Raw genomic sequence first — 22,225 nt, forward strand, 5'->3', positions numbered from 1 at the left:
CGTTCGGTGGGAAGTCACTCCTTCCTTCATGAGTTGTTGCAAAGAGCCTGATCGTTAACTGTGTAACAGCCGATTCGGACCGGGGTTAATCAGTTAACCTCGGCAGCGGCAGAACCCTCGAACAGCGCCGCGAACAGTTTCCGCTCTGCGGACCGAACGTGCTTGTGAAAGGCTGGCGAGGAGATCGACAGCGAGTCGGCGATCTCTTCGCCGGTCGCCTGTCGCGGCCACTCGAAGAAGCCCCCGTGGTAGGCCGTCTGCACGACCTCGCGCTGGCGGTCGGTGAACGTCTCGAGCAACGCGTTGCGCGCGGGCCCGCCGAGCATCGAGCGGTCGGCCGTCGCCTGCTCTCGACGGGCGACCATCGATACCGATGGCCCGGTCCGGTTGATACCGGAGAGAACCTCGCGAATTTCGACCGCGTCGGGTACGTCGATGATCGCGCGGCCGTCCGCTTCGTCGGCGACGAACTCCCGCAACAGTGCGCCGTGCGTATCGACGATCGACCCCAGAAACGGCTCGCTCAGTCGAAGCTGAAGCAACGTCTCGCCCTCGTGCTCGGCGATCGTGGACAGTTCGCTGATCCCCTCGATCGTCGTGTGGTCGACGGTGCCGGCCACGTCGTCGACCGGCCCTTCGACCGCGGCGAAGACGATCTGCGAGCCGTCGGCCCGCGTCGTCGCTCCCTCGTAAGTCACGGGCTCGCCGAGATGGGCAGCGAGCCGACACAGCGTTGCGTCGGCCGGAACCTCGAGTTCCACTTCGGTTCGGTTGTCGCCCACCAGCGCGTTCTTTCGCTTGACGGCGTCGATCGCGTACGCGATCGTCTCGCCGAGTTCCGAAAGCGTCGACCGGAGCGTCTCGTCGAACGCGTTTCGCTCCTCGCCGTAGATCGAGAGGACGCCGTAGAGGAACCCGTCGTAGACGAGCGGCACCGCGTACACCGACTGGAGGTTCCGCGACAGCGCCGTCCCGCGCCACTCGCCGTCGTGGACCGACTCCGCGATGTTCTCGACGGAGACCGGCGTCCGCGTCCGAGCCGCCCGCCCGGTCGGTTCGGCGGCCGATTCGTCGACCGTCGTCACCGTCACCGCGTCGAGATACCCCCGATCGAGCCCGGCGTGTGACCGCGGCTGCAACTGGTTGCCGCTCGGATCGGGCTCACCGATCCAGGCGAGCGAACACGCCTCGAGGTCGGCGAGGAGTTCGGGGACGCCGCGCTCGATCTCGGCACGGGAATCGGCCATCAGGAGGAGCTGCTCGATCTCCTGGCGCACCTCGTTGGCGTCGTTGAGCCGCTCGAGGTGGCGGTTCTGTTGCTTGAGCTCCCGCTCGCGGTCGTGGAGCCGGCGGGTGCGGCCGATCCGATCGAGCGCGGCTTCCGCCGCCGTCGCGAACAACTGTGCGAGTTCGACGGTATCCGTGTCGTATCGACCGGCGTCGGTCGAGAGCGCAACGAGGACGCCGTGTTCGCCGAGTGGGACGTAGAGACCGCTTCGGGCAGCCGTCGCCTCGTCGTAGACGGCGTCTTTGGTTCTGATGTCGTCGAAGACAGCCGCGTCGCCGGTGACGAACGTCTCCCAGGCGATGCTGTCGTTCGGTCCGAGTCGCGGCGGCGAGCCGAACGTCGACTCGAGGGCCGGCGAGTGCGCCGCCGGCTCGAGTTCGTTGTTCCGATCGTCGAACCGGTAGACGACGCTATCGAGGTCGAGGACGTCGGTCGCGACGTCGACGATGTACTCGCAGGCAGCCTGCTTCGACTCGACGGATAGCAGGTGGCTGGTCGCCTCGTGGAGGGCGTTGAGCGCCTCCTGATACTGAACCCGCTCGGTGATGTCGCTGGCGACCCCGATTACGCGGTCCACCTCGCCATCGTCGACGATCGGACGGTACCAGGTCTCGAAGACGTGGTCGCCGATGTAACTCTGCGAGTGGACCTGCGCTCCGTCGAGCGCCGCCCTCGCGTTCGCACAGACCTCCGGATAATCGTCGAGGATATCGAAAAACGACGTGCCGACGGCATCCGTGGAGTCGACGCCGAGATTCTGCAGTCCGCGCCCCTCGAGGAGCGTCACCGTCCCGTCCTCGTCGAGGACGAACATGACGATGGGGACGTTCTCGACGAGGGTCTGTAACCGCTCTGTCCGCTCGGCCAGATTCTGTTCGCGTTCGATGCGGTCGGTTACGTCCCGCCAGTAGACGGAAATCCCCGACGGAGAGGGGTAGATCCGCGCTTCGATCCACACGTCGTAGGACTCGAAGTACGCCTCGACCGTCTGGGGCTCTTGCTCTTCCATCGCTTTGATGGCTTTCGACTGGAACTTCGTTCCCTTCATTTCGGGGAAGAAGTCGAGGATATGCTGCCCGAGCAGCTCCGATCGCTCGACGTCGAGGTGCTCGAGCGCACGATCGTTGACGTACGTGAAGCGCCAGTCACGATCGAGAGCGTAGAACGCGTCGGTTACCCGTTTGAACGACTCGGTCAGCTCCTGTTCGATGCGGTGGTACTCGGTAATATCCCGAATAGAGGCGATGACGCCGTCGACGAGGCCATCGTCGAGCCGGTTCGTCAGTGCGGCCTTGTGAACGTACCAGGAGCCGTCTCCGTGCTGGCACGTGTACTCGACGGTCCGCGTCGTTCCCAGCCCACCCGACTGGACGGCGTCGAACTCGCCGGTTACCGTTTCCTCGTCGTCCGGGTGGACGTAGTCGAGGATGTTCGAGCCGCACAGCTCATCCCGATCGAACCCGCCGACGCGTTCGACGGCCGGACTGACGTACGTGATTTCGCCGGTATCGTCGATGACGACGAGCAGATCTGACGACTGTTCGATCAACGTCCGGTACCACTCCGCATCGCGGTCGGTTGCCGGTTGTACCGACGCGCATCGAACCGTCTGCCGAAGCCGGTGGGCCAGCAACGGAGGTTCCTGGATCGTCGTCTTTGCGATCACGTCGTCGGCACCGTCGCTACGGAGTCGGTCGATCGACTCGTCGGCCGCTGGATCGACGGCGTAGACGATCGGACATGCCCCCTCGACGGCCGCGAGCACGTCCCGATCGTCCGTCAGAACGCAGTCAGCCGCGTCGAGTCGTTCCGCCGTCAGTTCAGCTGCGGTCGAGACGGGTTCGAGCACGGTCGCCGACCCGTCCGCGAGCCCCGCCGTCGCCGTCCGGATCCACTCCGACGAGCCGACGGCGAGTGCAGACACTGGCATCGCTTCGGACTCCTCGAGACCGCGAACCATACCCCTGCTGCGGTCGGCACGGGTAAAAAGTTCGCGTCGGTTTCAGTTTCAGCGACCGAAACCGGTCGCAGATAGAGAGCATCGCTGTCGGCATCACGGCGTCGAGCGCTATCGCTCACACGCCAGCGGCGCGTGTTCGACCAGATAGCCGTCGTCGGTCCGGTCGACCGACTGCACCCGACGAAGCCGTATCCCGCGTTCCATCTTCGTCACGACCGGCGTCTCGTAGTAATCGGCCTCGTACTCGAGGGACCCGCCCTCCGCCCGGCGCTGCTCGACGAACGAGCGATGGCGTTCGAGGCGCGCGCGGCCGACCGACCGCGACAGCGCCGGGATCTCGTCGACGCGGTCGTCGAACAGCTCGAGGAGTCCGTCCTCGAGTTCGATGCCCACGGAGTGCCGGCCGGCACACATCGCCGCGAGCGTGGTCGTGCCGGTCCCCCAGAAGGGATCGAGGACGGTGTCGCCGTAGGCCGAGTACATACAGATCAGGCGATAGGGAATCTCGAGCGGGTAGGCCGCCGAGCGCTCCCGGAGATCGTCGTCGACGATGTCGATCGCCTGTAGCTCGCCCGTCACGTCGGTCCAGACGTCCGAGAACCAGCGGTTGCGTTCCTCCCAGAAGTAGGCCGCTTCGTACCGCCGGTCGGCTCGCGGCTCGAACGTGCGGCTCGTTCCGCCTTTCCGAAAGATCAGGACGTACTCGTGTTCCAGCGTGACGTAGGCGTTCGGCGGGATCATCCCGCTTCCCATGAACTTGGCCGCGCTGTTGGCCGGCTTGCGCCAGAGAACGTCCGGAAGCGGCTCGAACCCGCGCTCCTCGAACGCCTCGAGGACGCGGGCGTGGTTCTGGTAGACCCGAAAGCTGCCGTCGACCGAGCGGGTCGCATCCCCGACGTTGATGCAGGCGATCCCACCGTCGATCAGCACCCGCTCGAGTTCGTCCCAGACGGCCTCGAGCTGGGCGTGCATCGCTTCGAACGCGCCGCGGCCGTCCCCGGACGCAAGCGCGTCGCCGATGGCGGGGTCGAGCTCGGTGAAAAGGTCGTCCCACATCTCGATCATCGGATACGGCGGGGACGTGACGACGAGTTCGACGGAGTCGTCGGCCACCCGCGAGAGGTCGCGAGAGTCACCGACGAACACGCGGTGGGTCGTCTCCATTGAATGGACACTGTCGGCGTGGCACCCTTAGCTCCTTCGTCAGCGTCTCGACGGACGCCGGTCTGACGGATTGTCCAGGCCAGCGGACAGGAAATACGACGGCGATAGTATCGTGTAACCGCTCGACAGACGGTGTCGTTACTCCTCGGGCTCGTCGCCGAGTTCTTCGGGCTCGCCCTCCATCTCCCCGACGTCCTCGACGTCCTCCTCGTCTGTTTCGCCGAGTTCTTCCTCACCCTCCGCGCCCGTCGCCGGCTCGAACTCCTCGATCGGTTCCCACTCCTCCTCGTCGCTGCTCGAGAGGCGACGCCGGAGGAAAACGGCGCCCGCGAGGACGCCCAGCGCGAGCAGGGCCCGTGGCAGTCGCGAGCCGGAATCCGGTTCGACGTCGACCTCGACCTCCTCGGTCTCGGTGGCCTCCTCGGCTGTCTCGCGGACGTTCTCGATGATCTCCGGCTCCTCGATGTCCTCGATCGACGTCTCCTCGAGTTCGGACTGCCGTCCCGCGAGGAACCCGACGGCCGCACCGAGGCCGAACAGCATCCCCGCGAGCGGGAGTCGGCCCCCGGATCCGGACTCGCCCGACTCCTCGACCGCCTCGAGGATCGAGTCACGCATCGGGGAGTCCATCCCCCGTTCGACCGCTTCCTTGACGATAAGCTCCGACAGCGTCTTGTCCTGTTGTTCCATCTCGGGCATAATCCGCCACGACCACACCGCCATACATAGTTCTATTCACCGTTTCCATCTACGGCAACTGATCGCCGCAGGTTATTCCCTAACTAATCGGCCCGGTGACGGTCAAAACGAGATATTTACCCGATAGCCACCAGGGCAGCAGCCGACAGCACGACGTGACGTACGGTCCGGCAGGGGCCGTATCACGCGCGCCGGAACGCATCGACTGAGCCGGGACGGAATTCGACCCGTCGTTTCAACCGGTATCTACTCGAGTCGAGGTCGCTCGCTGTGATCGCCTCGTTCGTCTGCGTGGCCGATAACGAACTTCGATTCGACCGACCGTCGATGACGAGCGATGCCGGCGCTGTTCGACCGCGATACAGACCACCTGTTTCCGCACTATAAGGTCTCGACGGCGGGAGGAGCGCCCCTCGTCGAGACAGAATGCGTTCCATAACGAAAGGGATGCCACCGAAACGGAATCGGATATGAGCGTGCTCCGTCAGCCGGGAGTGCTCGGCCGAACGGCCCACCGTCGCGTCGTGGGCGTCACGGCCGCGCTGTCGGCCGCGGCTGTGGAGACGGTCGCAGTCGGACTCTGGTTCGGCCTCGTCGTCGGCGACCCGACGGCATCGACCGCACTCGCCGGCCTCGGTCTGCTCTTCTGTGGCTCGCTGCTCAGGGCGGGGGTCGTGGGTGCGACCGTCAGTACGCTCGGCGACCTCCTGCAGCCCCGCCGGCTCGGTGTCGCCCTCGTGCTCACCGCGGGCTGGGTCGTCTGGCTGTTGGTGGCCGAGCTGTTCGGCGGCGTCCCCGGTGTCGTCGTCGCGACCGCCGTCCTGACGTGCGTCCTTACCGGCCAGTTCGTCCTCGAGCGACGCGTCTTCAGACAGCCGGTTCGCCACGAAATCGCGTTCACGCCGGTCGTCCCGGGGCTGTTGATGGCCCTCGGCGCGTCGACGCTGCTCGTCGCTACCTGGTTCGTCGACTGGGGCGTCTCCTCGCCACCGCTCCCGCTCGGCTCGACGACGATCGTCTTCCGGATCGAGGCGCTGCAGATCGCCGCCATCGTCTTCGGCCTCTTCGTCTTCTGTGCCCATCAGCGTCGGTTCCAGCGGATCCTCGAGCCCTGAGCCCCACGGGTCGCGATCGGCCCGTTACCGTCCTGCCGCCCCGACGTTCTGATCGCTCTCGAAGGAGTCCGGGTCCGGCTCGATGGCCGCGTACTGTACCGCCCGCCGACCCAGCGTCGCGACCCGCTTCTCGAGTTTCGGATCGGTAAATTCGCCGTTCTCGACGGCAGCGCTGGCGTTCGGAATCGCGGCTTCGTGGGGGATCACCCACGCGTTCAGCGCCCGACAGACCGACCGCATGTGCTCGAGGGCCGTCACGGGGAAGGCCCCGCCCGAGACCGCGAGCAGCCCGACGGTTTTGTCCTCGAACTCGTCGAACCCGCAGTAGTCCAGCGCGGTCTTCAGCGGCGAGGCGTACGAGCCGTGGTACATCGGCGAGCCGAGGAGAATCGTGTCGGCTTCGCGCACGCGCCTCGCCAACTCGTCGGCCTCGCCCGCGTCCTCGCGGTCCCGATCCGCGTCGAAGGTCGGCAGTTCGTACTCCCGGAGATCGAGCAGTTCCGTGGTCGCTCCAGCCTGTTCGGCGGCCGAGAGCGCGCGCTCGAGGGCGGTCCGGGTGTGGCTACCGTCGCGGAGACTGCCACAGAGTGCGGCGACGTGAACATCGCTGTCGCTCATAGGCGTTCGGACGGGCGGAAGCGGGAAAAGCTGTCCGAAAGTCACGGTGTCTAACACGACCGCAGGCGGCCGCGATCGTAGCCTCGCCGCATTCGATGGCCCTATCGTACAGGAATTCGAACCGATTCGCGTGCAGTCGCTCGTCTCCGTCGTGCTCGAGGAAGCCCTGCCGCGCGTCGTGACGATCTCACTACTGATCGGTGTGGGCGTGGGACTCGCGAATCTCGCAGTGGAGTTCGGCCTCGTCGCGGTCGTCGCCCGCGTCGGCCGCTATCTCACCGAGCCTGCGAACCTCCCACCGGAGGTGGGGACCGCCGTCCTCACGAACGCGGTCTCGGTGACGGCTGGCTACGGCATGCTCGCGGAGTTCCGCGAGGACGGCCTGCTCGACGATCGGGCCACCCTTATCGCCGTCGTCATCAACACGTTCTTCGGATTCGTCCAGCACATTTTCACTTACTACGGCCCCGTCCTCGTCCCGATCCTGGGATTACAGGTGGGGCTCATGTACGTCGGCGCGCGGGCCGGCATCTCGCTCGGGATCACCCTGGTCGGCCTCCTGGCCGGTGGCGTTCTCCTGCGCGGTTACGAGTACGACCGTCGGGACGTCGAACCGGAGGCGCCCGACGATGAGCCACAGCCGACTCGCGAAAAGCTCCGCAGCGCCGGTGAGAGTACGCTCGAGCGGCTCCGATCGATCGTCCCCCGGCTGGCGATCGTCTACTCGGCGGTGTTCGTCGCGCTCGCGTACTCCGAGCGGATCCTCGCCGCGTTCGCTTCGGTCGGCATCGACGATCCGGGCGCGTTGCTGGCACCGATCGCCGGACTGCTAGGGCTGCCGAGCGCGGCGGTGCCCGTAATCCTCGTCTCCCTGGTCGATCCGACGACGGGCGCGATCACCGTCGCACCCATGATCGGCGACGTGTTGACGCCGGACGAGGCGGTGATCACGCTGCTCGTGGGCAGTCTGGTCTCGCTGACGATCGGAACGGTCAAGCGGTCCATTCCGTTTCAGTTCGGCGTCTGGGGTGCGACGTTCGGGTCGAAGGTGATCGTCGTCAACGTCTGTCTCAAAGCCGCGTTCATTCTCGTGGCGATCGCCGTCTTCTTCGCCGTTTGAGCGGCTCGTCTCCGTCGTCGTTGCGCAGGTCGACCACCGGCGGGCGATGGTCGACTCGAGGCTGCGACGTTCGCACACTCGACGGTCGGAAGGAAAGAGTCGCGTAAGCGTTACGCGCTCGAGGGCGTCGTGCTACCCGACGTTCGGACGCTACCGTAGGCGCTGACGATCGACAGGATCGCGATGATCGCCCCACCGAGAGTGTTGATCCCGACCACCAGCGCGCGGTCGACGGGGAGAACGAACGGTGCCGCCGCGATCCAGACGCCGAGCAACAGGAGAATTACCGCGAAGACGATGCTCGGTTCCTTCTCGCTGGTCCAGTAGGCGTGGAGCGAAGCGACGAACGCGACCGCGCCACCGGCGAGGACGTTCTGGAGCCCCATGAAGTCGGTAATCGTGAATACCGGCGCCGAAACCATGATGAACGCCCCCAGCACGGCAGTGAGTCCGGCCGCACGTTCGACCAGTACCGATGCATCGTCGGCGGATCGTGTCCCGCTCATGCTAAAAGGTAGCGAGCGCCAGATATTTGAGAGCATCGACAATGTTTTCCATCTGGTAAATCCGCGAACCCTCGAGCCAGTCGAACGCGAATCGAGAGCCCCCCTTCAGCGGATGCCAGATGTGACGAAAACGTCGAGCGTGTCTCCCGCGGCGGCGCAATCGACGGCTCGGATCAGGCCAATTCAGGCTGGTCGCTTATTCCACTCAGGTCCTACCACCCGGCTATGGGAGAATACACAGACCGCCTCATGATACTGCTCATCGCCGTAGCGGGGCTCGGAACCCTTATTATCGCGTGGTTCGGCGGCTTCATCGTGGCCGGAACGGGCGGCTGGGTGGAGAACGTCGGCCTCGCCCTCCTCGTCTTGCTCTTCGTCGGCGTCCTCGTCGGCATCTGGCACGAGTTCAATACCACCGATACGGAACAGCAGTGAGGCGACCACGCGCACCGCACGTTTTGCCCGTCCACAGTCGGGGACGCAGTGCCGGAATTCGAAAGGCTGCAGCCCGGACCGTTCGCCATACGATCGCCCTTGCAAGTCACCCCCGTACGTTTATTCCCGAACCGACGTTCCGTACCGATATGCCGTACAGAGGGCGATCGATCGGTGCGGGCCGGCACCGCCTGCGCGTTCACCAACGGATCGACACTCTGGAGTCCGAACTCGAGACGACGAAAGAGCACGTCCGACGGCTCGAGAACACGCTTCAGGCCGTCGTTCGGAACGCGGACGACGTATCAATCGGGGGCCCCTGTTCGTGTGGCGAGAGCTTCTTGTTCGTTCGCGACCGAGAACTGTACTGTCCCCAGTGCGGATATCAGCGAACGATATGAGCGGTTCTATCGCGTGCTCGAGACGGCCACAACGCACTGCGGCGGACGCGGTGTCCGTCTCGGAACACCAGCCACCGGCCGTCGGATACACACTACCGATTCGAAGGAAGCAGTGACTGATCTTCAAAACACGAGTGATTGAAGCGGAGATACGTGTCCGAACGAACATATTACGCCAATTTCAGACATGAGTCGTCACCTCTCGAACTCGACGGCCCACAAATGGTATACGTTAGACGGATCTAAACCGTGGCATGAGTAGTGTCGTCGACCGACGCGTACTCGTCTCGGATGCCGACGAACCATGACCGGCTGGCTCGAGCTACTGATTATCGCGTTCGTCCTCCAGCTTTCCGTGCTCCCCGGTGAGAAGGTCCAGTTCATCATCGCGGGGCTCTCGACTCGCTACAACCCGTGGATCGTGGTCGCCGCCGCGGGGAGTGCCTTCGCCGGGTGGACGGCCCTCGAGATTCTCTTCGGCGCGGCGATCAAGGGCGTGCTCGCGCCGGTCTACCTCGACGCGATCACGGCCGCGCTGTTCCTGATCTTCGCGGTGTTGCTCGTCAGATCCGCACCGAACCGAAACGCGCGAGCTGTCGCGACCAACGGCGGCGTGCCGATGGCCGAGTCGGTCGACATCTCGATCCGCGGCTACGAGGTCCCGCCGTATCTCCGCGGGTTCGTCCCGATCTTTCTCCTGATGACCGCCGGCGAGTTCGGCGACAAAACACAGCTCGTTACCATCGGGCTCGCCGTCCAGTACGGTGCCCGCCCCGCTATCTGGGCCGGCGAAATGCTCGCGATCATCCCCGTGAGCATCGCGAACGCGCTTTTCTTCCATCACTTCTCCCACCGGTTCGACGCCCGGCTGGCCCACTTCGCCGGCGCAGGCCTGTTCCTGTTCTTCGGGCTCGATACGATCCTCCAGCTCCTGACCGGCTTCTCGGTGTGGGAGACGATCGTGGAGGGCATCTCCTCCGTGGTGCTGGCGCTTGTCTGAGGCGCTCGAGTCACGTTATTGAGCATCACATCGCTCGATTCTTCCGACTTCGTGAGCGTCGGGATGTTCACCTTGTCCGGGAGATCGTCGTCGACGACATCGATCGACGCACAGTAATCGAGCAACTGCTTCAGGGACATCAACTGCCCTTTCAGCGTCGCGGGTGCGATGTCCTCGGCCTCTCGGGCAGCGCGGTACTCGTCGATGTCCCATCCAGAGAGGTCCGACATCGATTCGATGCCTTCCTCTTCGGCCCAGTGTACGAAGCGAGTGAGCCGGTTCTCGTAGCTCCGGATCGTCTTCGCAGTGTTCTCCTGCTTCCGTCGGGAGAGGAAGCGGTCGCGAGCCTCACGTGGGAAAAGATCCCGGCTCACGGCTGATCACCGTCCCTATTCGAGTCCCGACGATTCCCATCGAGGAGGTCGTTCATCTCCGTCATATCCGCGTGGATATGGTCGAAGACGTCCTCTGCCGCCTCGGCGAAATCGACCATCACATCGTCAGTGATCCCGACCTCGACGGTTTTGTTATCTCCAGCAAACCGGACGGCCTTGACATCCTCCGCAACGCCATAGACTTCCATCTCTCGGACGTACGGTATCGATTCGTCCGGTCCTGAACTACCGTCAGTACGAGTATCCTCACTCATCACGACCACCTCCCCAGTTCTCCGGACTGCCCCAGCGGAACTCGGGGCGATCGTCCTCGAGTTGGTCGCGCTCGAAGAGGCGATCGTGAATCCAGGTCTGCAGCGCGGGGCCGGACCGATCGTGCGGCGGATGGTCCGGACAGTGGTGGTCGTCGACGCGAGCCGAGAGATCGTCGAGACAGGCAATCATCTCGACCAGCGCCGCGTTCTGATATCGCGTCTCGATGGCGATCGCCTCGAGGGCCTGGGTCTGTCGTTCGACCGCGTCGGCCTGCCGCTCGAGGGTATCCCACCGACCGACTGGAACATGGCCACTGAGGAAGCGTCGGACTGGTCGTGGACCGCTCCCGACGGCGAAGAGGTCGACGAGGATGCTCTCGAGAAAGACGACGTGAAACGGGTGGCGATGTGGACCAGCAATACCTGCGTCGACGAGGGGATGTCGCCGAACCAGGCGTCGACGTTCGTCCCGTTCAGCAACACGACCGTCTACAACTGGTTGGAGGATTACAACGAGGGCGACCGTGAGAAGCGCGACTGGGTTGAAAGCGTCGAACAGGTGATCGCATGACGGCGGCAGGATTCCAACCTTCCAACCTCCACCAACCCCCCCTTTAGGATGGTTCCAAGCCCATGGCACGCGCCGCTCCCTGACGGGAGCGACGCGACCGATGGGCGACCGGTTCGGGGTCGGCGGAGGAGTATATATATCGGCGCGCGACGCGCGTGGTCCGCGTGAACCGCTCGAAGCGAGCGAACCACTTTGGCACGGCCGTCGAGAAGCGGATGGCCGAGAAACGTCGGTTCTACCTCGAGCGGGCGAGCTGGCACGACGGGAGGTACGGGAACGGAACGCCGGTCGAAATCAAATCGACGATGCACGAGCACGCTGACGGCCAGCCCGGAAACTGGAAGGTCTATCGAGAGTACCACGAGAAACTCCGGCGGCACGACGGCTGGTACTGCTTCGTTGTCTACCGACCACATGGGCGATCGGGATTGACGATCCTCCAGGACAAGATGGTCCGCTCGAGCGATCTCCCGCTGCTCCGATGGCACGGCGGCGGCGACCATCGAGGAACTCAACAAGCGAAAGTTTCGATCGATACTATCTTTTGACAGAATGGGGTGGATGACCTCCGGATGGGGGAAGGGAAAGAGAGCCGGAGGCAGTTTGTTGTTTTTGGATATTACTATTGATTGTTGTGGATAATTTCATATAGCCAATAATGTTATGCCGACATGATTCGAAGAGCGAGATGGCGAGGTGCGAATTCCGTCGACTACCGACGGACCCTCGCCACCCTGGGATCGTTCCGACGTGAAGCCAATAGCCATATTGTCTCACTCGGTCCCAGACCCATCCGGTCATCAGATCACCTTCGGATGGGGGGCTCAGACGCCGGCCCCCAGCCGGCGTTTCTCGAGCAGGAGGAGAAGGTGAGGGATGACGTATGTACGGGGTGGACGGTCAGTACTTATTGAATAGTTCGCTGGAGTGACGAACTGTATTTTGCTAAATAGATGTCTGACACGTGTTCGACAATTTCCGAATTTTCTTATAGGAGAGTATTGCACGCCATGTCATGGAAGATGGGGGACCAATGAGCCTTCGAGTGGTTCGCAAAGTCGCTGACCGAGAGGAAGTAGACCCAGTCGAACTGACTCCACCGCTTCACTCAGTAATTGACACAGAGGCGCTCGACTCCTTGTTCGAATCTACTAACCGTAGCGATAGAACAGGTAGTGAACTAGAGTTTAGATATAATGGATATACGGTTCATGTCGATAGTGGTGGCGGTGTGCAGGTAGTCGATTCGAAGGACTCTTCGGAGACAGTTCGGCATTCGCCGACAGAGTCGCTCTCAGAGTAGCCTTCATTCTCGATTAGAAGACGAACTCCCCTTAGCGATAAGTGCAGGATATATACATATTATTCAGTCTGTCGGATTTCTATCCTGATCACTTAATTCGATGAACGATTTAGACCCACACCGACAAGACGACCTGTTACTATCACGGGTGAGTTTTCCGCTTGGCAACCGGAGGGCAGGATACACAGCCCCACAATTAGAACATTGTACTGTCACTTTCTTCCGTCGCAGGTTGGTCGCTCATCTTAGTCGGACATCGAATCTCCAGCGACCTCTTTTATCTTTTCAATGTCAAGGTTCTGGAGAGAGATGTCCTCACCAATTACAAATTCAGATACCTCTCCACACTCATAGCACTCAAGTACCATTTCCGTTTGATGAGCAAGCAGAGACACCCCCTCTCTCTCATCACATACTGGGCACGCGAGCCAGTTGCGAAACTCGTACCCCATATAGGTACTGAGTGCGATGGTCGTCTATAGAACTTTCGGCAAGGGTGTGATGAAGTGAGTGAATAGAAGCCCCGAATAGATCCTGTAAATACAGAGTAATTAGGATTTGTTTATCTACCACTGTCTTCCTATGTTCTGGTCAAGAAGCAGGTATACTGATCGACTACTTCAGCGCGAGTTGCTCGGAAGAACTCCACAGCGAAGGATAATTAGTCCTCCTTCTTCATGGTCTCCTCCTCCTCCCTCTCATTTTCTATCTCTCGAAGAAATACGCAGGCGATAATCCACTATCAGTGTCAGGCACTACCCCCATAGCTATCCGGCGAGAAACGACAGCCATGGCTCAGGAAGTGCTCGATGATACCGATCTCGGAATCATCTATATGCTCCAGCAAAACGCACGCGAAATACCCACATCTGACATCGCAGACGAAGTCGGCGTCTCAGCAGGCACAGTCCGAAATCGAATTCAAAGACTCGAAGACCGGAATATCATTAAAGGATATGTCCCGGAAATCGACTACGAAAACGCTGGATTCGAACTCCACGTCCTCTTTACCTGTACGACAGAAACACAGCCAAGCGACGAATTCGTCGAAGAAATCCTCGAACAGCACGGTGTCGTAACTGTGCGTAAACTCCTTGCTGGCGATCAAAACCTCCACGTTGAAGCAATCGGAACTGGTACCAAAGACGTCTCTGAAATAGCGAACAATTTACAAGAATGTGGACTCGACATTAATCGCTCAGAAGTTCTCGAGCAAGAATTTGTTCAGCCATTCAATCACTTCGGAAAGCGAATCACTGATGATGAATAACCTCCTTCAGTCATTTCTTCGCTAATCATTTCCAGCTTTCCTTCGAAATCAGTAGAAATGACGGTTACAGAACGGCCGATACCGGAATGTTTGACCATTCTTATGAATAGCGGGCTCTTGGTATACGATGATGTTGTCACCACCAGAACGCCAAGCCGATAGCACATATATTCAGGTTCTGGAACGGATAGCCGAAAAGGAAGGAGAAGATTCGCTTGAGTTACCACCACTCCGCAATACAATTGATCCAGAAGCACTAGACAATCTCTTCCAGTCCTCACTAGACGACGGAGAAGTCGTATTCAGTTATCACGGGTATCAGGTCACCGTTACTGCAGACGGCCAAATCACTATCGAGTAACAACCATCGCTGGGGTATCACATCACCAGATTAACTCGATCCAAGGGTATTGGGAGTCGGACTGTTAGCATATGACAGAGTTGAGTGAATATATTCAGTGTGCGGCATGCGGATTCGTTCTTCGGTCTGTTAGTGTCACTGATCCGATCCCGAGCAATTGGGATTCCTGTCCTGATTGTGGCGGTGCTGACTTCAGTTTCATTGATGACTAACCGGTTGGGCAGTGAAGGAGAGCAACACGCCTAACTCACTTACGTACTGATCGACGTTGATGCAGTGGTTGTCCTAGAATTCGATGAAAGGCGGACAGGAGATCGTGAACCAGCGGTAAGTACAGGGAAAGGAAGTATCGTGACGACTGCCTTTCCTTCACCTCAGACTCGACTGACTTTGGTGTTCAATATCCAGCTGTAATGAGTGGCCGATTCTGGCAAATTGAGGGCAGGGATTAGAACAATGTGCCCCCTTATCCGACTGGGGACCCTGACTATAGAGGCGGCTACCGGATCTTTGGCCCAACCACAATCCGGTAGTCCGCATCCTTTCAGTATCCCTCCCACGATCAGTCCCGATACCGCATGATCGGACGAATTGGGATATTCCGTACGTGTTTGCTGACCGAGCCGCCCCCTTATACGGCTGGATTCCGTGGATGAATCTGTGGGAGTGTAAGCCGGGGTTGGGACGGTGATACAGCTCCCACACTGAGTTCGGAATAACATTTCGTTCAGTACCACTTGATGAGTGATCGACCCCACCGTCGGCACGAACTTCTCGATCGGCGAGTGCCCGACGAACGTCTGGATCGGTCGCTTGATGGGCCGGATGGGCGATGGGCGTCCGGCTCTCGACATCGTAAAGCCGACTCGCCCGGACGAACGCGCTACGCATCGGCTTCACCCCCGTGGCGGCCAAGCGACGTTTCTGGATCGGGGATCGCCACGTCGACGCCAGCAGCGGAGCCGCGGCTCAGTCGCGCGTAGGTATCGCAGTCACCACAGCGGTGGGCTTGATCGTCGTCGTCGCCGAAGACGCGACGGAACCGGTCGGTGACGTGAGCTCCGCAGTGGCAACAGGTCGAGTTGTCGACCGACGGCCACGGGGCGACCGTCACGCCGACCACCCCCTGTTTAGAACGTATCGAGAACAATAGAGAAGCCGCTCAGCGGTTTTATTTCAAATGGGGTCGGAGGGATTTGCCCCCGCCGCTCCAGGCCGCTCCACCGACACAGGGAGCGCCCTTGCGCGGAGGCCACCTCGATATGCCGGTGCGCCAAGAGGAACTAATGACTTCATCAAGCCCACGGATCACACCGGCAGACGCACTGGAAGACTTCAACGCAGAACGCAAACCCGAGGTCAGCGCCTCAACGTTCCGTAACTACCAGTATCCACTGAGACAATTCATCTCGTTCTGCAACGACAACGAGATAGAATACATCAACGACATAACCGCCTACGACCTCAAGAAGTTCAAAATTCAGCGGCAAAACTCCGGTATCAAGAAGAAGACGCTACAGAACAATCTCTCCTCGCTTCGCGTGTTCATCCGGTGGTGCGAAAACGCCGGGCTGGTCGAAACCCACATGCACGAGAAGATCGAGGACCCAGACCTCACACGAGAAGACGAAGTAAGCGACGTTAGCCTCCCCCGCGACCGCACCAAAGAAATACTCGGGTACCTGCGGAAGTACGAATATGCGACGCTCCGGCACACCCTGTTCGCGTTCATCTGGCACACGGGGACACGCATGGGAACCGTCCGAGCGATCGACCTAACGGACTACCACCCACGGCACCAGTACATCGAGATCCACCACCGGCCAGAGACAGAAACACCTCTCAAAAACAAGAAGGACGGCGAGCGCCAGATCACTTTGCTCGACGGAATGTGCGATCTTCTCGACGACTACATTGACGCACAGCGCCACGACACGACCGACGAATACGGGCGGGAGCCGCTGTTCACCACCCGACAAGGGCGGATCAGCACGACAACGATTCGGAAGAACATGTACGGGGTCACCCGACCGTGCTATATCGGGAAGGAGTGCCCGCACGGTCGCGAAGAGACTGAGTGCGACGCCTACCGCTATCCCAAAGCCGGGGGTTGCCCGTCCTCAGTTAGCCCACACCCAATGCGGCGCTCTGCAATCACCGAGCACCTGAACACGGGTATGCGGAAAGAACATGTCTCCGAGCGAGCGAACGTCTCTGTCGATATACTCGATCGTCACTACGACGTTCGGACGGACGCTGAGAAGCGCATGAATAGGCTCGACGATGTTCAAAATCTCGACGATGAGGTCTAAAACGGTCCTCAGGTAACAGCAAGAGGACGGACACCGAATTACTTCTATTATTTCTGAGGTCCACTTGGATTAGCCGTTCGGCGCAACTCAGGTCGAGTAATAACGAGAAGCCCCCGACCCCGATCTCCCCATCCACACCCGATCTCACACATGACCAGTGATCAGCTTAGACAACCAGTCGTCGTACAGCCAGAGGAGCCACGGTGCTTCTCGTGGACAGCCTTTTGTGAGTACTACGGCGTTCCGCCCATTGACTACCAGAACACGGCTGACGGCTCACGTAGAGCCTCAGAACCAGACACGGACTCAGGGAATATACCGGAAGGCGAGCACCACATACCTGCGACAACCGACCGCCCACGAACTACGGACGTAGATCAGGCCGCAGAGTCCCTAAGCCTCTATCAAGGAATAGATTAGCAAACCGTGTTAGTCAAGTAGAAACAATTATATAGAGGTTGGCTTTCTCAAATTCGGCAGGGAGAGGCCCTGAAAACCTTGTTTACGACACGGTATATATACCGTTGTCTATACTATTAAGTGAGGGAGGTTGAACCGGCTGGCCGCTCGAGGCTTGAGACCAGACAACCGTGTTACTGGCAGGGATACGCTTATATAGAAGGTAGATTCCCCGAATTTGGCGGATTGGAGCCCTGAGGAGCTTGTTTACGATAGGGTACATATACCGTTGTGTATTACTGTTAAGTGAGGGAGGTCAAATCGGTCGGCACTCAGGCTCAAACATCTATGTCAAGGAAAAGAGACGATTCTGATAGTACTCTCCCCCTGATTTCGTAGAGGGCCGGTAGAACCATTGACTACTCCCTAAACGGGAGACAAATGGATAGATGTATATACTTCCGAGTATAACATATTAGTGAGAGAGTCGAGCGACTGGCTTCTCAAGAGTGTTCGCCCACGGCACTCAGCCCTCACGGGATCACCCGGCGGAACGTCGGGAGTGGGATACGCAAAACTCCACGATTGAGGTCAAGGCGGGTATCCATCGGGTACTCGTCTCGGTCCCTGTGTCGGATGGTGAGGGGCCATGTGCGAGCAGGTCGGACTGGGGAACACAACCCGGCGAGACTGATGACCGCATATGGCGACTAACACCTCTTAGGTAGGTCCGAAGCAGGCCGGCTGAGGTGGAGAACGTTCCCAGCGCGGGAGCTGTCTAAGGATCGTTCTTCGGAATTGTAAATAACCGATGGTAACTCTACCAGAGTAACCAGTCAGACAACTCTACGTATTCTTACTTGCTGTGAATCCACCGGAAGGCGCGAGATTAACGTCTTACCGAAAGTGCTCATGATCAAGTAGACTACTCTCTTGTAGAACAACCGCCTCCTGTAATACTTCCTCAGAGAAAATATTCTCAGGAGGGGTTGAGAATAAGGGTAGTATCTCGAGGCTTCTGGTATTTTCTCTGTGAAATAGGAACAGTGAACCGTTCTCTACTGGTTTCGAGTGCTTATACTGCCTGTTACACTATTTGATAGCCATTGAGGGGGTGACAGTTGTGACATTGGACCGTTCACTCTCTTCAGGGTACCGTAGGTTCGTCTCAGAAATTTTCTGATTTGAGAACCTAATAAGGGATCTGTCAAATATAGTGTGTAACCGTAGATCACACTACGGAACAGGAATCCCCCTTACGGGGGTAATATCTCTCCATTTCCCGGATTCGTGACCCGGAGGCTCACTTGGAAGGTATTGGCTGAAAGACTTCCCCCGACCCAACAGGGTGTAACCGCGAGTCAGAACGCGGCGGGGGCATTTCCATGAGTGGAAAGAACAACCCATACAGCAAAGACGGCGAATCGGTGCGCGACTTCCTCGACGACTTCGAAAGGCGAACTTTTGACCGGTTCGAACAGCGCCGCCAGGATCGCCGTGAAGAGCGTGTAGCACAAGCGACGGCAGAGTTCCAAGAAACTACTGAAAGCGCACAGGGCTCCCCTCATGGCGTTGACGCGGCGTCGTGGGAAGAAGCCGCTGATGGGGCACGGGACGATGTAGAAGCGTGGTTTAAAGAAAAACAGGAGTGGCGGCGACAGTTTCGAGAAGCTTACGCTGAAACGCTTGTGATGGATGAGGCGGAAGATGGCGGCGGCGGGGGTTCCCGTCTGTAATCTGGGAAAATAGACACCGACCGCGCAGAAAATTGACTCAGGTTAGAATAACTCCGGCGTATGGAGACCAGTGTTAGAACGTACTGATTGAACCGACGAGTCTTGTGCTGGGTACGGCGATCGGGCTGGGGCTTCCCGAGGTTGCCGGAAGATGGTTGCCTCGAGCGTCGCGATCAAGGAGAAGTGCCAGGAGACGGTGGAGAAGGCCGAGTAATGGTTCTTCCTGTGGTTCCAACGGAAGAGTTCGCGAACGATTACCTCGCTTTCGCAAGCGTAGTGGGTATCTTTGCCGTTCTCATGTATGGGTCCGGCAGTCGGTTCGGCCCACTCAAAACGACATGATTGGTGTCCTTCGGCCTGAGAATATCGCTCAGGGTAGTGTTATGTGTCCTTGAGGCCGCTGACAAGTTCACCATCACGATTCCATTTGCATGATTCACTCTCGGCCACGGCTTGCCTTAGGCGAATTCTATCTGAGGTAATAACGATATCCGCTTGGAAACTCCAACTATTCACTCCCCACGTTAATTCTGTAGCCTTGAGCTTCTTTTCATTGGGCACGTTGACTTCGGCACGATAGCTCCCGTACTTATACTCTGCCTCCTCATCGAGATCCACATCTCCACCCACGCCAATATCTACTGTCTTCTCAACAAGCAGATCACCCTCATGTTCAATACGAACATTAGCTGTCAAATTTCTCTCAGTGGCATTTTCAACTTGTACGGCACTCGTTTTGGGTAACATTTCCTCAGCACGCAGACGTGTGACCTCTCCGCCAGGTTCGACACTCAGTTCATAATACACACGCTCACCGTCCTTACGGCGTGAAATATATGATCCGTTGATATCGACTACTTCGGGGAGAAGAAGTTCTCCCGCAGTCTCGTAGTGATCGTCCTCAATAGCAGTTCTCGCTTCATCTTTAGCGGTGTCCGGTAACGAATTCACATCAATGATATACTTACCACATCGCTCATACTCCCTCTGATCGGCTCCTCCGTTATTTGTACTGGTCCCTCTGTTTAGCCCAGTTATACATCCAGCAGTTGTGACTGTCCCCATAGAGAGTACAGTGAGAAGTGTTCGTCGTTTCATTGGGAAGAGGTGAGGGGAGGAGGATAAGTGCCTTCTGGATACTCCCGCTTAGTACAGGCGATAGACGTAACACCCGGTATAACGATTTTCAAGTGGATAACACCTATTGCGTTAGAAGCATGATTTTGATCCAATGGATTCAGACTGGGCGGTTATCCCACTCGGGTTTCTCGCCTTCGTACTTCTTGTTGGACTTGGCATATTCATAGTATTTCATGTAGTACCAGATGGGCAGACAGGAGGTGTGCATATTGATAGCTATCCATTTGGTCCCGAGAAACCGATCCCTTTGAATTCCTCGAATGTCGTGGACTACACTACAGAATACGAAGAGCGCTTGTTCTATAACGATCTCCTTGCGAGCCGTAACTACAGTTTCTATTCCGATGAAAGAGTGATAGCCAACTGTACCGCTATCTCAGTCTCGAACGTCAGTACAGATGAGTTCCGTGTCGGTTTAGCGTGTCGGGGTGGGATTCCCGTCGTCGAATCGCCGTGGTCTGAATCGGGGGAGTATACTTATTCCGAATCGGAGGAGTTCACGTACTCAGTCACCTACCATATAACGGAGAACACGACACAGCAGACCGGATTCCAGAACTACCCCTTTGAAACGGATAGGGAGTTCAATAACGAAAGACAGTAGATTCACATGAGCGTATAGCAAGCGGCTGACCATGGAGAAGACACGTATCCCCCTACGCTTACCCGCCCCCGCTTCGTTCCAGTGTTTTGACTGACCTACCGGAATTTTTATCACTTCCACTGCGGTACCGGCAGATAACCGGCATACGTGGTGGTCACCGTTCGGTGATTGACTGGGTTCCCGTATCGGTAATCTGATACGGTATATAAGGAATGGCCCGCCGTCTGCGGGTTTTGGAGCCCTCACGAAGTGAATGGGGTCGGAGGGATTTGAACCCCCGATCTACTGATATCTCCGGTGCGCCTCGGAACTCCAGAGGGTCATCACACGGACACTGATCAGGTGCCCGATCAGTATATCAGTCTGGAGTGTCGTCCCGGGCGCGTTGCCTCTGGAGTCAGCCGCCATGCCTGGCTTGGCCACGACCCCTCGAGTCTCAGTTGGGCCATCCACCCTAAAGTGGTTTCGATTCGGTACAGAACCGCACTACAGCCACGGGGCCCGACCCGCCGTCTCCGTGCCGTCGTCGTTCGGATACGCACTCGAATCGTCCTCGCTCTTTGCGACTGCCGGCTCGCTCGAGTCGGCCACGCCGCCGCCGTCGGTCACCGCCCCCATCTGGGCGGCCGCGTCGTTCGCGTCGGCGCTGGAACTTGAGTCCGTGCCGCCGCCGATCGGAAGGTCGATCGCGAACAGGGCGGCGACGACCAGCGCGGCCAGCGGTGCCTGTCCGAAGGCCATTCCGAGCAGGGACAGGGGGAGCAGACCCAGTGCGACCGCGCTGCCGAATCGGAATCGGTCGATGTCCATGTACTCCCGGAGGTAGGGGCCGGTCAGCGCGACCGCCAGCGCGAAGGCGACCCCGACGGCCGCCGCCAGCGTCGCGTGGGCCACGAGGACGGGATCGGTCATCACCCGGACCGTCAGGCCCGAAGGGTCGACGCTGGCGACCAGCCCGAGCCCGATGACGACGACCGGGTTAGGGAGGTAGTCGCCGATGGTCGCGCTGGCGGTTTTGGCCGCGATGGCGGCGATGACCAGCGCCGCGAAGCGCTCGAAGACGACGATGTCGAGGACGCTTTCGATCGTGGGCGCGAGTGCCGCCTCGAGCGCCGCGAGCAGGATCAGCGGGAGGCCGATGAGCATGACGACCGCCGCCTGCTCGCCGGGCGTGCCATCCATGTCCGCGAGGATGACGGCGACGGTGGCGCTCCCGCCGAAGATCAGCAGGCCGACCTGGATCGCGCCCAGGGGTTCGTTGAGCGCGCCCGCGAGGATCAGCGCGGGAAAGACGCCGTCGACTAACGGGAGCATCATCACCAGTGCGAGTAGCCTGGCGTCACCGCCGACGATGCGCTCCATGCGGAGCGCAACCGGGTGCTGTGACGTACTCATCGGTCAGGGCCGATGGCCGTGACCCGAGGCCTGTGGGCGATATGACGGGCAGTCCCGTACCGACCGGTCCGCACACCGGGAGATCGCATTGGGATTGGGGCCTCGCGCTGTGAGTTTCTGTGTAAAATTCCCGAACTGGGTGGCGACGGAGTCGAAGCTCGTCCGACCATCGGTTCGGG

At 59.6% G+C, this 22,225-nt stretch carries 22 protein-coding genes, 1 tRNA gene and 2 pseudogenes; 12 read left to right on the forward strand and 13 right to left on the reverse strand.

Translation table 11 applies throughout. The annotated features are described in order from the left end of the window. Positions 1-89: 89 nt before the first annotated feature. From NDO75_RS23785 to NDO75_RS23795, 3 genes are all read right to left on the reverse strand, one after another. A complete protein-coding gene (locus NDO75_RS23785; protein WP_310909117.1) occupies positions 90-3,248 on the reverse strand; it encodes a PAS domain S-box protein in 3,159 nt (1,052 codons plus the stop codon). Between the two features lie 108 nt (positions 3,249-3,356). Then, positions 3,357-4,412: a site-specific DNA-methyltransferase gene (locus NDO75_RS23790; RefSeq protein ID WP_310909118.1), complete on the reverse strand. Its 1,056-nt coding sequence runs from the start codon at positions 4,410-4,412 to the stop codon at positions 3,357-3,359. A gap of 138 nt (positions 4,413-4,550) precedes the next feature. After that, positions 4,551-5,111, reverse strand: coding sequence for a hypothetical protein (locus tag NDO75_RS23795; RefSeq protein WP_310909119.1), 561 nt, complete (start codon positions 5,109-5,111; stop codon positions 4,551-4,553). Positions 5,112-5,581: 470 nt separating this feature from the next. On the opposite strand from NDO75_RS23795, the gene NDO75_RS23800 reads away from it, so the two are divergent. Then, complete coding sequence (locus NDO75_RS23800) at positions 5,582-6,226, forward strand: hypothetical protein (RefSeq protein WP_310909120.1); 645 nt, start codon at positions 5,582-5,584, stop codon at positions 6,224-6,226. Positions 6,227-6,250: 24 nt separating this feature from the next. Here NDO75_RS23800 and NDO75_RS23805 read toward each other — a convergent pair whose 3' ends face one another. Continuing rightward, a complete protein-coding gene (locus tag NDO75_RS23805; RefSeq protein WP_310909121.1) occupies positions 6,251-6,844 on the reverse strand; it encodes an NAD(P)H-dependent oxidoreductase in 594 nt (197 codons plus the stop codon). Between the two features lie 130 nt (positions 6,845-6,974). Between NDO75_RS23805 and NDO75_RS23810 the strand changes: the two genes are divergently transcribed. Then, positions 6,975-7,964: a nucleoside recognition protein gene (locus NDO75_RS23810; protein ID WP_310909122.1), complete on the forward strand. Its 990-nt coding sequence runs from the start codon at positions 6,975-6,977 to the stop codon at positions 7,962-7,964. 110 nt (positions 7,965-8,074) lie between these two features. Here the strand turns inward: NDO75_RS23810 and NDO75_RS23815 are convergent, their stop codons facing one another. Next, on the reverse strand, positions 8,075-8,470 hold the full coding sequence (locus NDO75_RS23815) for a hypothetical protein (RefSeq protein WP_310909123.1): 396 nt from the start codon (positions 8,468-8,470) through the stop codon (positions 8,075-8,077). Between the two features lie 225 nt (positions 8,471-8,695). On the opposite strand from NDO75_RS23815, the gene NDO75_RS23820 reads away from it, so the two are divergent. From NDO75_RS23820 to NDO75_RS23830, 3 genes are all read left to right on the forward strand, one after another. Continuing rightward, positions 8,696-8,905: a hypothetical protein gene (locus NDO75_RS23820; RefSeq protein WP_310909124.1), complete on the forward strand. Its 210-nt coding sequence runs from the start codon at positions 8,696-8,698 to the stop codon at positions 8,903-8,905. A gap of 149 nt (positions 8,906-9,054) precedes the next feature. After that, positions 9,055-9,306, forward strand: a complete 252-nt coding sequence (locus NDO75_RS23825) for a hypothetical protein (RefSeq protein WP_310909125.1) — start codon at positions 9,055-9,057, stop codon at positions 9,304-9,306. A gap of 304 nt (positions 9,307-9,610) precedes the next feature. Then, entirely contained in the window at positions 9,611-10,306 is a 696-nt protein-coding gene (locus NDO75_RS23830) for a TMEM165/GDT1 family protein (RefSeq protein ID WP_310909126.1), read from the forward strand. 125 nt (positions 10,307-10,431) lie between these two features. Here NDO75_RS23830 and NDO75_RS23835 read toward each other — a convergent pair. The 3 genes and pseudogenes from NDO75_RS23835 to NDO75_RS23845 form a co-directional block, all read right to left on the reverse strand. Beyond that, positions 10,432-10,680, reverse strand: a pseudogene (locus NDO75_RS23835) (site-specific integrase); the annotation flags it as partial. Next, positions 10,677-10,955, reverse strand: a complete 279-nt coding sequence (locus NDO75_RS23840; RefSeq protein WP_310909127.1) for a hypothetical protein — start codon at positions 10,953-10,955, stop codon at positions 10,677-10,679. The pseudogene NDO75_RS23835 and the gene NDO75_RS23840, both read right to left, overlap by 4 nt. Then, positions 10,948-11,238: pseudogene (locus NDO75_RS23845) on the reverse strand (hypothetical protein); the annotation flags it as partial. The pseudogene NDO75_RS23845 and the gene NDO75_RS23840, both read right to left, overlap by 8 nt. 452 nt (positions 11,239-11,690) lie before the next feature. Here NDO75_RS23845 and NDO75_RS23850 point away from each other — a divergent pair. Together NDO75_RS23850 and NDO75_RS23855 are read left to right on the forward strand one after the other, a co-directional pair. Beyond that, positions 11,691-12,074 (forward strand): hypothetical protein, encoded by a 384-nt coding sequence (locus NDO75_RS23850; RefSeq protein ID WP_310909128.1) that lies wholly within the window; start codon positions 11,691-11,693, stop codon positions 12,072-12,074. Between the two features lie 485 nt (positions 12,075-12,559). Further along, entirely contained in the window at positions 12,560-12,829 is a 270-nt protein-coding gene (locus NDO75_RS23855; protein WP_310909197.1) for a HalOD1 output domain-containing protein, read from the forward strand. 245 nt (positions 12,830-13,074) lie between these two features. Here the strand turns inward: NDO75_RS23855 and NDO75_RS23860 are convergent, their stop codons facing one another. Continuing rightward, on the reverse strand, positions 13,075-13,281 hold the full coding sequence (locus NDO75_RS23860) for a hypothetical protein (protein WP_310909129.1): 207 nt from the start codon (positions 13,279-13,281) through the stop codon (positions 13,075-13,077). Between the two features lie 338 nt (positions 13,282-13,619). On the opposite strand from NDO75_RS23860, the gene NDO75_RS23865 reads away from it, so the two are divergent. Continuing rightward, positions 13,620-14,099, forward strand: a complete 480-nt coding sequence (locus tag NDO75_RS23865; protein WP_310909130.1) for an Lrp/AsnC family transcriptional regulator — start codon at positions 13,620-13,622, stop codon at positions 14,097-14,099. A 130-nt stretch (positions 14,100-14,229) separates the two neighbouring features. Continuing rightward, the gene (locus tag NDO75_RS23870; RefSeq protein WP_310909198.1) at positions 14,230-14,460 is read left to right on the forward strand and encodes a HalOD1 output domain-containing protein; all 231 of its coding nucleotides are present in this window, start codon (positions 14,230-14,232) and stop codon (positions 14,458-14,460) included. Between the two features lie 883 nt (positions 14,461-15,343). On the opposite strand, the gene NDO75_RS23875 is transcribed toward NDO75_RS23870, so the two are convergent. Next, entirely contained in the window at positions 15,344-15,583 is a 240-nt protein-coding gene (locus NDO75_RS23875) for a hypothetical protein (protein ID WP_310909131.1), read from the reverse strand. A 139-nt stretch (positions 15,584-15,722) separates the two neighbouring features. Between NDO75_RS23875 and NDO75_RS23880 the strand changes: the two genes are divergently transcribed. Together NDO75_RS23880 and NDO75_RS23885 are read left to right on the forward strand one after the other, a co-directional pair. Beyond that, complete coding sequence (locus NDO75_RS23880) at positions 15,723-16,772, forward strand: site-specific integrase (RefSeq protein ID WP_310909132.1); 1,050 nt, start codon at positions 15,723-15,725, stop codon at positions 16,770-16,772. Between the two features lie 1,784 nt (positions 16,773-18,556). After that, the gene (locus NDO75_RS23885; RefSeq protein WP_310909133.1) at positions 18,557-18,907 is read left to right on the forward strand and encodes a hypothetical protein; all 351 of its coding nucleotides are present in this window, start codon (positions 18,557-18,559) and stop codon (positions 18,905-18,907) included. A gap of 381 nt (positions 18,908-19,288) precedes the next feature. Here the strand turns inward: NDO75_RS23885 and NDO75_RS23890 are convergent, their stop codons facing one another. Then, a complete protein-coding gene (locus tag NDO75_RS23890; RefSeq protein ID WP_310909134.1) occupies positions 19,289-20,005 on the reverse strand; it encodes a hypothetical protein in 717 nt (238 codons plus the stop codon). 133 nt (positions 20,006-20,138) lie between these two features. On the opposite strand from NDO75_RS23890, the gene NDO75_RS23895 reads away from it, so the two are divergent. Continuing rightward, positions 20,139-20,651 (forward strand): hypothetical protein, encoded by a 513-nt coding sequence (locus NDO75_RS23895; protein ID WP_310909135.1) that lies wholly within the window; start codon positions 20,139-20,141, stop codon positions 20,649-20,651. Between the two features lie 254 nt (positions 20,652-20,905). On the opposite strand, the gene NDO75_RS23900 is transcribed toward NDO75_RS23895, so the two are convergent. Both NDO75_RS23900 and NDO75_RS23905 read right to left on the reverse strand, forming a co-directional pair. Beyond that, positions 20,906-21,080 (reverse strand) — tRNA-Trp (locus NDO75_RS23900). Positions 21,081-21,137: 57 nt separating this feature from the next. Continuing rightward, positions 21,138-22,046, reverse strand: coding sequence for a DUF5794 domain-containing protein (locus tag NDO75_RS23905; protein ID WP_310909136.1), 909 nt, complete (start codon positions 22,044-22,046; stop codon positions 21,138-21,140). Positions 22,047-22,225 lie beyond the last annotated feature (179 nt).

The sequence above is a fragment of the Natrinema sp. 1APR25-10V2 genome (assembly GCF_031626495.1).
In the GTDB taxonomy this organism is placed as follows: Archaea; Halobacteriota; Halobacteria; order Halobacteriales; family Natrialbaceae; genus Natrinema.

Bases quoted from the DNA above. Each gene is read 5' to 3' on its own strand.
- NDO75_RS23830 (WP_310909126.1), top strand. From the start codon at position 9,611: ATGACCGGCTGGCTCGAGCTACTGATTATCGCGTTCGTCCTCCAGCTT.
- NDO75_RS23885 (WP_310909133.1), top strand. From the start codon at position 18,557: ATGAGTGGAAAGAACAACCCATACAGCAAAGACGGCGAATCGGTGCGC.
- NDO75_RS23820 (WP_310909124.1), top strand. From the start codon at position 8,696: ATGGGAGAATACACAGACCGCCTCATGATACTGCTCATCGCCGTAGCG.
- NDO75_RS23800 (WP_310909120.1), top strand. From the start codon at position 5,582: ATGAGCGTGCTCCGTCAGCCGGGAGTGCTCGGCCGAACGGCCCACCGT.
- NDO75_RS23895 (WP_310909135.1), top strand. From the start codon at position 20,139: ATGGATTCAGACTGGGCGGTTATCCCACTCGGGTTTCTCGCCTTCGTA.
- NDO75_RS23880 (WP_310909132.1), top strand. From the start codon at position 15,723: ATGCCGGTGCGCCAAGAGGAACTAATGACTTCATCAAGCCCACGGATC.
- NDO75_RS23825 (WP_310909125.1), top strand. From the start codon at position 9,055: ATGCCGTACAGAGGGCGATCGATCGGTGCGGGCCGGCACCGCCTGCGC.
- NDO75_RS23815 (WP_310909123.1), bottom strand. From the start codon at position 8,470: ATGAGCGGGACACGATCCGCCGACGATGCATCGGTACTGGTCGAACGT.
- NDO75_RS23790 (WP_310909118.1), bottom strand. From the start codon at position 4,412: ATGGAGACGACCCACCGCGTGTTCGTCGGTGACTCTCGCGACCTCTCG.
- NDO75_RS23855 (WP_310909197.1), top strand. From the start codon at position 12,560: ATGAGCCTTCGAGTGGTTCGCAAAGTCGCTGACCGAGAGGAAGTAGAC.
- NDO75_RS23785 (WP_310909117.1), bottom strand. From the start codon at position 3,248: ATGGTTCGCGGTCTCGAGGAGTCCGAAGCGATGCCAGTGTCTGCACTC.
- NDO75_RS23905 (WP_310909136.1), bottom strand. From the start codon at position 22,046: ATGAGTACGTCACAGCACCCGGTTGCGCTCCGCATGGAGCGCATCGTC.
- NDO75_RS23890 (WP_310909134.1), bottom strand. From the start codon at position 20,005: ATGAAACGACGAACACTTCTCACTGTACTCTCTATGGGGACAGTCACA.
- NDO75_RS23870 (WP_310909198.1), top strand. From the start codon at position 14,230: ATGTTGTCACCACCAGAACGCCAAGCCGATAGCACATATATTCAGGTT.
- NDO75_RS23840 (WP_310909127.1), bottom strand. From the start codon at position 10,955: ATGAGTGAGGATACTCGTACTGACGGTAGTTCAGGACCGGACGAATCG.
- NDO75_RS23865 (WP_310909130.1), top strand. From the start codon at position 13,620: ATGGCTCAGGAAGTGCTCGATGATACCGATCTCGGAATCATCTATATG.
- NDO75_RS23805 (WP_310909121.1), bottom strand. From the start codon at position 6,844: ATGAGCGACAGCGATGTTCACGTCGCCGCACTCTGTGGCAGTCTCCGC.
- NDO75_RS23860 (WP_310909129.1), bottom strand. From the start codon at position 13,281: ATGGGGTACGAGTTTCGCAACTGGCTCGCGTGCCCAGTATGTGATGAG.
- NDO75_RS23795 (WP_310909119.1), bottom strand. From the start codon at position 5,111: ATGCCCGAGATGGAACAACAGGACAAGACGCTGTCGGAGCTTATCGTC.